The sequence below is a fragment of the Micromonospora sp. NPDC048909 genome, assembly GCF_040649635.1.
Lineage (GTDB): Bacteria > Actinomycetota > Actinomycetes > Mycobacteriales > Micromonosporaceae > Micromonospora.
The window spans coordinates 94,202-105,397 of record NZ_JBEZFU010000016.1 but is presented as its reverse complement, the minus strand read 5'-3'; the positions used below and the strand labels follow the sequence as shown (position 1 = coordinate 105,397).

The window sequence follows — 11,196 nt, the reverse complement described above, 5'->3', positions numbered from 1 at the left end:
TCTGTTCGGGGGTGTCAGTGCACAGGCACGCGCATAAGGGGGTGCGGTGTGCCCGTAAGTAAGAAAGGGGTCCCGGCGATCGTGGTGACCTGCTCAGGGGTGTCCCGGGGGGATGTAACCGTGCGGGCCGGCCAGCCATTCCGGCGGCGGGGCCCGGGTCTTGCGCGGTACCGGGGACTCAACCGACCCGGGCGGCCGGTCATTCCCGGCGGCCGGGGGTCGGTCCCCGGGGCCGGCGGCGAGGCCGCGCGGCACATCATGTTCAACGACCCGGGCCCGCCCATGATTCCACCGCCACGGTGACCCGAGCCACCGGACGGCCACCCCCAAACCGGACAGCCGGCCCACACGCGCGGCCACGAACCGGACACGGCTCCACCCCAGCGTGTCCGGATGACCGGGGCGGCGTGGGTGGGGCGGATGAGTGGGCTGTCACCATGACGGGCATGGAGATCTGGAACAACCCGGCCTGTTCCAAATGCGCGGGTGCGCGGGAGACCCTGGACGAGGCGCGGGTGCCGTACCGGCTGCGGGCCTACCTGGAGCAGCCGCCCAGCGTCGCGGAGCTGACCGAGGTGCTGCGCCGGCTCGGGGCACGGCCGTGGGAGCAGTGCCGGACCCAGGAACCGGCCGCGGTCGGGCTGGGAATGGTCGACTGGCCCCGGGACGAGGCGAGCGAGTTGCGCTGGATCGAGGCGATGGTCGCCCACCCGGAGCTGATCCAGCGACCGATCCTGCTCCTCGACGACGGCGGCGCGTTGGTCGGTCGTACCCCGGAGGCGCTGCGCGCGGCGGTCGACCGGTCCACCGCGCAACAGGACTGACCCGCACCCCGCGCTGGCCTGGCAGACGCCTCAGGTGCGGCGGGCCCGGCGTTTCCGGGCGGGGGGAGCGGGAATGCGCGCGGCGGTCCATCCGAGCCGCGAGGGGAGTGCCGGGTGTCGCAGTACGGCCTGCCGAGTGTCGCGCAGCGGCCCACGCCCGTCGCCGGAGCGCCGTTGTACTGCGACGCGCGCGACTTCGGATTGCAGGGCGACGGGGTGACCAACGACCAGCCGGCGCTCTCCGCCCTGGTGGACCGGCTCGGCGACGGGTACGCCGCCGACGGCCGCGCCCGGATCATCTACTGCCCGCCGGGCATCTACTCGATCCGGGACGCCGGCACCATCTGGCGCAGCGGTGTGTCGCTGATCGGGGCGGGGCCGCACGCCACCCGGTTCCTGCTGAGCAACGTGGGCAACCGGGCCGACCCGACGCCGTTGGCGTTCTGGACCACTGTGCAGCACGGCGCGGACCGGGACCGGCACATCGCCGACTGCACCTTCGCCGACTTCGAGATCGACGGCTCGGGCGTGGCGATGGCCGAGTACAGCTACCTCGCCAAGGGCCTCGGCCTGCAGTACGTCGTGCGGGGCGTGTTCCGCAACCTCTACATCCACCACACCGGGGCGACCGGGCTCGGCTGCGACTTCCTGCAGGACAGCCTGATCGACGGGTGCGTGGTCGTCGGCTGCGGCCGGCTGGACAACGGCGAGGAGATCGGCGGCGCCGGGATAGGCGTCGGCATCGGCGGCTGGGGGGACGTCGAGCGGCTCACCATCGCCAACTGCACCACGGTCGCGAACGGCACCAACGGGATCTTCCTCGAACTGCAGAAGGACTACTGGCCGCCGCCCCGCGGCTACCGCATCATCGGCTGCCACAGCCAGGCCAACCGCTTCGGTATCTCGGACTGGGGCGCCGACGGCCTGATCGTGTCGGGCTGCACCCTCACCGGCAACCTGGAGGCCGGCTTCGACGTCTCTGCCAACGGCACCGCCGGGATCGCCGGCCGGGGCGGGCTGGTGAGCGACTGCGTCATCGACCGCAACGTGCACGACGGGGTCAGCATCGGTGATACGCCCGGCCCGTACACCATCCGGGGCAACCGGATCAGTGGCAACGGCGCCTACGGGTACCACCAGCACCACCTGGGCAAGGGGCGCGGGGAGTCGGCGGCGGACGTCGTCATCGACAGCAACGACTTCTGGGACAACGGCCTCGACGGCATCCGGGTCGACCGGCCGATGTCCGACGCCATCGTGGTCAACAACCGGATCCGCAACAACGGCCGGCGGTGCGCCCCGGCGGCGTCCGGAGGGGGCGAGTCGGTGCGCTACGGCCACCGGGCCATGACGGACCGCTCGGCGCACTGGCCGGTCGACGGGCACCGGGGGAAGGTGCTGCGGGTCGACTCCCGGGTGGCGGTGGTGGCGAGCAACACCGACACCGAACTGGCGCTCGCCGAGATCCGCCCGGACGCCTCCACTGCCTGGAACGCGGACACTCCGGCGCCGGGGACGCGGTACGAGCTGTCGGATCCGCCGGAGGCCCGGGCCGGCATCACGATCAACGCCGCGTTCGACTCGGCCACTGTGCGCGGCAACCGGATCTGGGACCACCGCGAGGAGCAGACCCAGAGCTACGGCCTGTGGGTCACCCCGCAGGGCAGCTGTGTGGACTGTCGCATCGAGGACAACGATCTCACCGGCAACGTCACCGGACCGGTCCGGCTGGACACCCCGCCGGTCGGCGGGCGGTGGGACCGCAACCACTACGACGAGGACTGAGCGCCGCGCGTCGCGCGCCGTTCAGCCGGCGTCGTCGCCGTTCGCCGTCGCCTCCGCGTGCCGGTCGCGCAGCCGCGCCCGGATCTCCTCCGGGGTGTACGCCCGACGACGCCGTTCGGCCCGGGCGATGACCACACCGGACGCTGCCACGCCGGCGAGCCCGGCCAACCCGAGTACCTTCCACCACCGCATCCGTAGCCGCATCGGCTTAGGGTAGACCGTTATGAGCATCAGCCTGGACGAGGCGGTCGAGCTGACCCGCACCGGGGACGTGTGGGTGTTCCGCGGGCGCAGCATGCCCGACCGCGCCATCCAGCTGACCACCAACAGCCCGGTGAACCATGTCGGCATGGCCGTGGTGCTGGACGACATGCCGCCGCTGATGTGGCACGCCGAGTTGGGAAAGTCCCTGCGCGACCTGTGGTCCGGCAGTCACCAGCGCGGTGTCCAGCTGCACGACCTGCGGGACGCGGTCTGTGTCTGGGCCAACCGCTACGGGCAGCGCGCCTGGGTGCGCCAGCTCGACCCGCCGGCCGACGGGGAGATGGAGAAGGCGGTGCTGCGCACCATCGCGCGGCTGGACGGTACGCCGTTTCCGTCGACCGCCCAGCTCGCCTGGCGGTGGCTGCGCGGCCGGGTGCCGCAGCTGCCCCGGGCCGCCCGGCCGGCGCCCCGGCCCGCGGTGGCGGTGCCCGACCGGGCACTGGAGACGGCGTACTGCGCCGAGGTGGTGGCGGTGACCTACGAGGCGATGGGGCTGCTGCCGGCGGGCCGCCGTCCGAACTGGTACGACCCGGGCCGGTTCTGGAGCGGCGACGACCTTGACCTGGCCGCCGGTGCCCGGCTCGGCGCCGAGATCGAGGTACGCATTCCGCCGCGCTGAGGTTTGGCCAGCTCGGCGACCGGCAATTGCTTGCGCCGTGAGAGCCTCCACCGACCTGGACATGCTGGCCGACTTCTTCGACCGGTACGGCGTCGCGCTGACCGGTGGCGACCTGCCCGCCCTCACCGGCTGCTACGCCCTGCCCGGGCTGGTGGTCGCCGACACGTACAGCTTCTCGTTCACCTCGCTGGCCGCGGTGGCGCTCTCCTTCGTCGGCGCCGCACCGGACTACCAGGAGCGGGAGCTGATCGCCGCGCACGCGCTCATCGAGGACGTGGCGCCGGTCTCCGCGCTGCTCACCATGGTCGCCGTGGAGTGGGAGTTCCTGGACAGCCGGGGCGAGCGGGTGCCCGGCGAGCACTACCGCTACCTGTTGCGCACCACCGACGCCGGGCCGATCATCTGCACCGTGGTGCGTACCGGCTGACCGGAGCGTCGCCTTCCGGGCGGCCGTTTTCCGTGCCGCACCGGCCGGTCGGTCCGTTCCCGCCGCCCGCTGTTCCGGCCGTGGCTGGGGCTGACTACGCTGGCGGACCGGCGCAGACGAGGGGGGACCAGATGCCTGTGCGGCCTGCCGGCGCGACGGAACCGGGGAACGGGCCCAGGGTGTTGGCATCGGTGCCGTGGATCGTGGTCCTGCTCGGCGTCGCGACCCTGGCGACGATCATGCTGGTCGCCTCGCTCTCCTTCCGCGGCCGCGAGCCGAAACCGGTAGCCGCCTCGGTGCCACCGCTGGCGCTGCCGATCCCGCCGGCCGAGCCGAGCCCGTCCGCCAGCGGATCGCCGAGCCCGTCGCGGAGCCGGGTCACCGCCAGCGCCCGGCCGTCCCGGTCGGCGACCCGCTCCGCGCCCGCCACGACGCCCGCCTCCCGTCCGCCGTCCAGCCCGGCGACCGGGCAGCCGCTGGTCGGCGGCGGGGCGCTGACGGCCACCTACCGGGTACGGGACGCCGACCGCGACGACGTCGAGGCGGAGTTGCTGGTCGAGAACCAGAGCGGCCGCGCTGAGGAGTGGACGGTGTCGTTCACGTTCACCGGCCGGGTCTGGGGCGTCCGGGTCTCCGGCGGCAGTTGGCCCATGCTGATCTACCGCGGCGACAACCGGTACGAGCTGCGCGGCAGCGATCCGCTCCAGGACGGCGGGAGCATGGAGCTGGAGGTGCAGTTCAGTCGCAGGGACAGCGACGACGGACTCACCGGCTGCACGGTGAACGGTCGCGACTGCACCCTCGCCTGAGCCGTCGGCCACCCGCCGGCGCTCGCTACCCTGAGCGGGCGGCCCGCGGAGGGAGGGACATGTCCGGCACCAGTCGCGCCCCGCGACCGTCCCACGGCAGGGCCGTCGCGTCCTCGCCCTGGATCGTGGTCTTCGCCGGTGTGGTCGTCATGGTGGTGCTGCTGCTCGTCGCGCTAAGCGCCTACCGTGGCCGCAGTCCGGCGGCGCAGGTGCCGCCGGGGCCGAACCCGGCCGTGCCGCTGCCCGTGCCGTCGACCGCCGGCCCGAGCCCGAGCCCGAGTGCCACGCGGTCGGTGACGGTGCCGAGCCGCTCGCCGCGACCCTCGGGACCGGCCGCGACGAGCCGGGCCGGTTCGTCCCCGACCGGATCCCCGCCGGCCACCGTGACTCCGCGAAGGTCCGTGCCCCCGCCGAGCCCGCCCGCGGTGACCGGCCGTTACCAGGTCGACCAGGCGTTTGACGGCGGCTTCATCGGCACGGTGCTGATCAGCAACGGATCCGGGGCCGGTCGCGCCTGGACGGTCCGGCTGACCTTCTCCGGCGGGCGGGTGGTCACCGCCTGGGTGGCGGGCGCGCCGCAGGGGACGCTGCGCGCGACGGACGACGGCGGTTACACGTACACCGGCGGGGTCGACGTGGCGGCCGGGGGGTCGGTGCGGTTGCAGTTCCATGTGGAGCGGGCGAGCACCCGCCCGGTGCTGTGCACGGTCAACGACGCGGGCTGCGCCGGTCTCTGAATCCGCGGCCGGCGGGCCGGACGGTCGGTCTCTTACGCAAGCTCACTGTCGTGTTACGACGATGTTTGCAAGGTATTGCAGAATGTTTCGGCAAGGGCTAGCGTGCGGGCCAATCAGCGACCAGAGGAAGGCCGTCGATGAAACCCCCGCCGATACCGCGCAAGGCCCTGCTCGCCCTCGTCTGCATGCTCGCCCTCACCCTCGTCGGTACCCCGGTCGCCGTCCACCAGCTCGGTGCGGACGCGACCGGCGGCTCGACCGGTGCTCAGCCGGTGTCGGCCGTCGGCGCGGCACAGTGGCGCTCCGAGCCCTCCGCCGAGGCTCTGCTCAAGGCGGGCGACGACACCGCCCGGGCGGAGCAGTTCTACTTCGTCCTGCCGGACCGGTTCGCCAACGGCGACCAGCGCAACGATCGCGGCGGGCTGACCGGTGACCGGTTGAGCACCGGCCTCGACCCGAAGGACAAGGGCTTCTACCACGGCGGCGACCTCAAGGGTGTGATGGACCGGCTCGACTACATCCAGGGACTGGGTACCACCGCCATCTGGCTCGCCCCGGTGTTCAAGAACCGTCCGGTGCAGGGCAGCGGCGACGACGTCTCCGCCGGCTACCACGGTTACTGGATCACCGACTTCACCCAGGTCGACCCGCACTTCGGCACCAATGCCGACCTGAAGCGGCTGGTCCGGCTCGCCCACCAGCGCGGCATCAAGATCTACCTTGACGTCATCGTCAACCACACCGCCGACGTGATCAAGTACGCCGAGGACAGGTACTCCTACGTGGACAAGGCCACCTCGCCGTACCGGGACGCGCAGGGACGGGCCTTCGAGGACCGCAACTACGCCGACGGCACCCGGAAGTTCCCGGCGGTCGGCGCGACGTCCTTCCCGTACACCCCGACGTTCGCCACCCCGGCGGACGCCAAGGTCAAGGTCCCGGCGTGGCTGAACGACCCGACCATGTACCACAACCGCGGTGACTCCACCTTCACCGGCGAGAACAGCGAGTACGGCGACTTCTTCGGCCTCGACGACCTGTGGACCGAGCGCCCCGAGGTGGTCCGCGGCCTGACCAAGGTCTACGCCGACTGGGTGACCGAGACCGGCGTGGACGGCTTCCGGCTGGACACCGTCAAGCACGCCAACCTCGACTTCTGGCCGCAGTTCAGCCAGGGCGTCGAGCGGGCCGCCGAGCGCGCCGGCAAGGAGGACTTCTTCATGTTCGGCGAGGTCTACAGCGCCGACCCGGAGATCACCTCCGACTACGTCCGGCGCGGCGGCCTGCCGGCAACCCTCGACTTCGCCTTCCAGGAGGCCGCCCGCGGCTACACCGTCGGGGCCGGCTCGGCCCGGGCGCTCGCCGACGTGTACGCCCGGGACGACCTCTACGCCGCCCGCGACACCGACGCGAACCGGCTCACCACCTTCCTCGGCAACCACGACATGGGCCGGATCGGCTCGTTCATCGCCGGTGGCGGCAGCGACCCGGCCAGCCACCTGCGCCGCGACCAGTTCGCGCACCAGCTGATGTTCCTGACCCGCGGCCAGCCGGTGGTCTACTCCGGTGACGAGCAGGGCTTCACCGGCCCGGGCGGGGACAAGGACGCCCGGCAGGACATGTTCGCCTCGCGGGTGCCCGACTACCTCGACGACGACCTGCTCGGCACCGACCGCACCCACGCCAGCGACCAGTTCGACCCGGCGCACCCGCTCTACCGCACCATCGCGGAGCTGGGCGCGCTGCGCCAGGCCCACCCGGCGCTGCGCGACGGCGTCCAGGTCACCCGGTACGCGGCCGACGGCCCCGGCGTCTTCGCCTTCTCCCGGATCGCGCCCGGGGAGCGCACCGAGTACGTGGCCGCGGTGAACAACGCCGACACCCCGCAGACTGTCACGGTGGACACCTGGTCGCCCGGCGCCACCTTCGCCGGCGTCTACGGAGGCTCCGGCAGCGCGACCGCCGGGGCCGACGGCAAGCTGACCCTGACGGTGCCGCCGCTGGCCGCGGTGGTGCACCGCGCCGGCACGCCGATCGCGGCGCCCGCCGGCGTCCCCACGATCACCATCACCGCCCCGGCGCCGGACGCCCCGGTCGCCACCAGGGCCGCGGTCACCGCCCAGGTCGTCGGTGACCCGCTGGCCACCGTCACCGTCGCCGCCCGGGTCGCCGGCCGCGAGTGGACCCTGCTGGGCAGCGCGCACCACGCGCCGTACACGGTGCACCACGACCTGACCGGGCTGGCCGGCGGAACCCGCGTCGAGTACAAGGCGGTGGTCCGCGACGGCCGTGGCCGGACCGCCACCGCCCGCTCCACCGCCACCGTGGGCACCCCGGCGCAGGGCGCGTCGCGGGACTGGGCGGTGGTGCACTACCAGCGCCCCGCCGGCGGGTACGACGACTGGGGCCTCTACGCCTGGGGGGACATCGACCCGGCCTACGCCACGGAGTGGCCCAAGGGTCAGCCGTTCGCCGGCGAGGACTCCTACGGCCGGTTCGCGTGGGTGAAGCTCAAGCCCGGCGCGAAGTCGGTGGGTTTCCTGGTGGTCGACGCCGACGGCAACAAGGACGTCGGCAACGACCGGAGCATCGACGTGACGCAGACCGGCGAGGTCTGGGTCAAGCAGGGCGACCCGGCGACCTACCCGACCCGGCAGGCCGCCACCGGTGAGCCCGACCCGGCGGTGGAGGAGGGCACCGCCCTGATCCACTACCGCCGGGCGGACGGCAACTACGACGGCTGGGGGCTGCACCTCTGGGACGGCGCCGCCAACCCCACCGAGTGGTCCGACCCGCTGGAGCCGACCAGCATCGACGCCTTCGGCGCGGTCTTCCGGGTGCCGCTCGCGACCGGCGCGACCGGGCTGAACTACATCATCCACAAGGGCGACGAGAAGGATCTCCCGGACGACCAGCGGCTCGACTTCGCCAGCGCCGGGCGGGAGGTGTGGCTGCTCGCGGCCACCCCGGGCCGGTTGCTGCCGTCGACCGCCAGCGGACCCGGGGCGGATCTGGACATCGGCAAGCAGCAGGCGCACTGGATCGACCGCTCCACCGTCGCCTGGCGCGTCGGACCCACCGACGGACGCACGTACGCCCTGGTGGCCGCGCCGGCCGGCGGGGTGAGCGTGGTCGACGGCGAACTGGCCGGGACGTACACCACCCTGCCACTGGCCGCGCAGCGCAACGGGCTGACCGAGGACCAGCGCAGGGCCTTCCCGCACCTGTGGGCGTACCGCGCCTTCACCCTCGGCCGGGGCGACCTGGCCAAGGTGCCGGCGGCGCTGCGCGGGCAGTTGCTGGTGACCGAGCGCGACGCCGACGGCAGCCTGCTCACCGCCACCGGCGTGCAGATCCCCGGAGTGCTCGACGACCTGTACGCCGGGGCCACCCAGGCGCGCCTCGGGCCGACCTTCGCCCGCGGGGTGCCCACCCTGTCCGTCTGGGCGCCGACCGCCCGGGACGTGTCGCTCCAGCTCTTCGACTCGCCCACCGCCGAGCCGAAGACCGTGGCGATGAGCCGGGACGACCGCACCGGCGTCTGGTCGGTGCGCGGCAGCCGGGCCTGGACCGGCCGGTACTACCGGTACCAGGTGCGGGCCTGGCAGCCGGCGAGCCAGAAGCTGGTGACCGCCTCGGTGACCGACCCGTACTCGGTGGCGCTCGCGCCCGACTCCACGCACAGCCAGCTCGTCGACCTCACCGACCCGGCGCTCGCCCCGGCCGGCTGGTCGAGGCTGCGCAAGCCGGCGGCCGTGCCACCGGGCCGGACGCAGATCTCGGAGCTGTCGGTGCGGGACTTCTCGATCGCCGACACCACCGTGCCGGCCGAGCGGCGCGGCACCTTCCTCGCCTTCACCGACCCGGCGACCGCCGGGATGACGCACCTGAAGGCGCTCGGTGCGGCCGGGGTGAGCCACCTGCACCTGCTGCCGGCGTTCGACTTCGCCACCATCCCCGAGCGGCGGGCCGACCAGCGCCAGCCCGCCTGCGACCTGGCCGCGCTGCCGCCCGACTCGCCGGAGCAGCAGGAGTGCGTGGCGGCGGTGGCCGAGACCGACGGCTACAACTGGGGGTACGACCCGCTGCACTACACCGTGCCGGAGGGCGGTTACGCCGTCGACCCGGCCGGGGCGAAGCGCACCACCGAGTTCCGCCAGATGGTCGCCGGGATCAACGGCGCCGGCCTGCGGGTGGTGATGGACGTGGTCTACAACCACACCTCCGCCGCCGGCACCGACCCGAAGTCCGTGCTCGACCAGATCGTGCCCGGCTACTACCACCGGCTGCTGGACGACGGCGCGGTGGCCAACTCCACCTGCTGCGCCAACACGGCGCCGGAGCACGCCATGATGGGCAAGCTGGTGGTGGACTCGCTGGTCACCTGGGCCCGGGCGTACAAGGTGGACGGCTTCCGGTTCGACCTGATGGGCCACCACCCGAAGGCGAACATCCTGGCCGTGCGCAAGGCGCTCGACGAGCTGACCGTTGCGCGCGACGGGGTGGACGGCAGGTCGATCCTGCTCTACGGGGAGGGCTGGAACTTCGGCGAGGTCGCCGACGGCGCCCGGTTCGTGCAGGCCACCCAGGCGAACATGGCCGGCACCGGGGTGGGCACCTTCAACGACCGGCTCCGGGACGCGGTCCGCGGCGGCGGCCCGTTCGACGCCAACCCCCGGGTCCAGGGCTTCGCGTCCGGGCTCTTCACCGACCCGAACGGTGACCCGGTCAACGGCACCGCCGCGGAGCAGCGTGCCCGGCTGCTGCACCAGCACGACCTGATCAAGGTGGGGTTGACCGGGAACCTGCGCGGCTACCGGTTCACCGACTCCACCGGCGCGCAGGTCACCGGTGCGCAGGTCGACTACAACGGCTCGCCCGCCGGCTACACCGCCGCGCCGGGGGAGGCGGTCACCTACGTCGACGCGCACGACAACGAGATCCTGTACGACGCGCTGGCGTACAAGCTGCCGCAGGACACCCCGGCGGCCGACCGGTCCCGGATGCAGGTGCTCGCGCTGAGCACCGTCGTGCTGGGCCAGGGCACCGGGTTCGTCACCGCCGGCAGCGAGCGGCTGCGGTCGAAGTCGCTGGACCGCAACTCGTTCAACTCGGGGGACTGGTTCAACCAGATCCGCTGGGACTGCGCCCAGGGCAACGGGTTCGGCGCCGGCCTGCCACCGGCGGCGGACAACCAGGACAAGTGGTCGTACGCGAAGCCGTTGCTGGCCGATCCGGCGCTGGTGCCGGACTGCGCGGCGATCGACACCACCGACGCCCGCTACGCCGAGCTGCTCAAGGTCCGCGCCTCCTCGCCGGTCTTCGGGATCGCCACCGCCGAGCAGGTGCAGCGGCGGGTGGCGTTCCCGCTCTCCGGCCCGGCCGAGACGCCCGGCGTGCTCACCATGACGCTGGACGGTCGCGGGCTGGACCGGAACTGGTCGTCGGTCACCGTGGTGTTCAACGCGACCCCGGAAGCGGCGACCCAGCGGCTGCCCGGGCTGCGCGGCGCCGACGTGTCGCTTCACCCGGTGCTGCGCGCGTCGGCCGACCCGGTGCTGCGGAGCGCCTCGTTCGACGCGACGACCGGCACGTTCACCGTGCCGGCCCGGAGCGTGGCGGTCTTCGTGCAGCGCTGAGCGGAAACGCGGACCGGCCCCCTCCCGCTGCTGCGGAAGGGGGCCGGTCCCTGTCTCGACCCGTCGTGCCGCCGGTGGCGGCCGTACGTCAC

Annotated in this window: 10 protein-coding genes; 7 read left to right on the top strand and 3 right to left on the bottom strand. The window is 73.1% G+C overall.

Annotated features, from left to right (window positions below):
* Nucleotides 1–446: 446 nt before the first annotated feature.
* Nucleotides 447–824, top strand: a complete 378-nt coding sequence (locus tag AB0C04_RS29800; protein ID WP_357061065.1) for an ArsC/Spx/MgsR family protein — start codon at nt 447–449, stop codon at nt 822–824.
* A 114-nt stretch (nt 825–938) separates the two neighbouring features.
* Nucleotides 939–2,609 (top strand): right-handed parallel beta-helix repeat-containing protein, encoded by a 1,671-nt coding sequence (locus tag AB0C04_RS29795; protein WP_357061062.1) that lies wholly within the window; start codon nt 939–941, stop codon nt 2,607–2,609.
* Between the two features lie 21 nt (nt 2,610–2,630).
* Here AB0C04_RS29795 and AB0C04_RS29790 read toward each other — a convergent pair whose 3' ends face one another.
* Nucleotides 2,631–2,813: a hypothetical protein gene (locus AB0C04_RS29790; RefSeq protein ID WP_357061080.1), complete on the bottom strand. Its 183-nt coding sequence runs from the start codon at nt 2,811–2,813 to the stop codon at nt 2,631–2,633.
* A gap of 19 nt (nt 2,814–2,832) precedes the next feature.
* Between AB0C04_RS29790 and AB0C04_RS29785 the strand changes: the two genes are divergently transcribed.
* From AB0C04_RS29785 to AB0C04_RS29775, 3 genes are all read left to right on the top strand, one after another.
* Nucleotides 2,833–3,492 carry a hypothetical protein gene (locus AB0C04_RS29785; protein ID WP_357061060.1) on the top strand — a complete coding sequence of 220 codons (660 nt, stop codon included), beginning with the start codon at nt 2,833–2,835 and terminating at the stop codon, nt 3,490–3,492.
* 37 nt (nt 3,493–3,529) lie between these two features.
* Nucleotides 3,530–3,919: a hypothetical protein gene (locus AB0C04_RS29780; RefSeq protein ID WP_357061057.1), complete on the top strand. Its 390-nt coding sequence runs from the start codon at nt 3,530–3,532 to the stop codon at nt 3,917–3,919.
* A 191-nt stretch (nt 3,920–4,110) separates the two neighbouring features.
* The gene (locus AB0C04_RS29775) at nt 4,111–4,728 is read left to right on the top strand and encodes a hypothetical protein (RefSeq protein ID WP_357061054.1); all 618 of its coding nucleotides are present in this window, start codon (nt 4,111–4,113) and stop codon (nt 4,726–4,728) included.
* Between the two features lie 25 nt (nt 4,729–4,753).
* On the opposite strand, the gene AB0C04_RS29770 is transcribed toward AB0C04_RS29775, so the two are convergent.
* Nucleotides 4,754–4,879, bottom strand: a complete 126-nt coding sequence (locus tag AB0C04_RS29770) for a hypothetical protein (RefSeq protein WP_357061051.1) — start codon at nt 4,877–4,879, stop codon at nt 4,754–4,756.
* A 30-nt stretch (nt 4,880–4,909) separates the two neighbouring features.
* Nucleotides 4,910–5,110: a hypothetical protein gene (locus tag AB0C04_RS29765; protein ID WP_357061049.1), complete on the bottom strand. Its 201-nt coding sequence runs from the start codon at nt 5,108–5,110 to the stop codon at nt 4,910–4,912.
* Nucleotides 5,111–5,153: 43 nt separating this feature from the next.
* Here AB0C04_RS29765 and AB0C04_RS29760 point away from each other — a divergent pair, with 43 nt between their 5' ends.
* Together AB0C04_RS29760 and pulA are read left to right on the top strand one after the other, a co-directional pair.
* Nucleotides 5,154–5,465, top strand: a complete 312-nt coding sequence (locus AB0C04_RS29760) for a cellulose binding domain-containing protein (RefSeq protein ID WP_357061046.1) — start codon at nt 5,154–5,156, stop codon at nt 5,463–5,465.
* A 137-nt stretch (nt 5,466–5,602) separates the two neighbouring features.
* A complete protein-coding gene (gene pulA / locus AB0C04_RS29755; protein ID WP_357061043.1) occupies nt 5,603–11,104 on the top strand; it encodes a pullulanase-type alpha-1,6-glucosidase in 5,502 nt (1,833 codons plus the stop codon).
* The last annotated feature ends 92 nt before the right edge of the window (nt 11,105–11,196 follow it).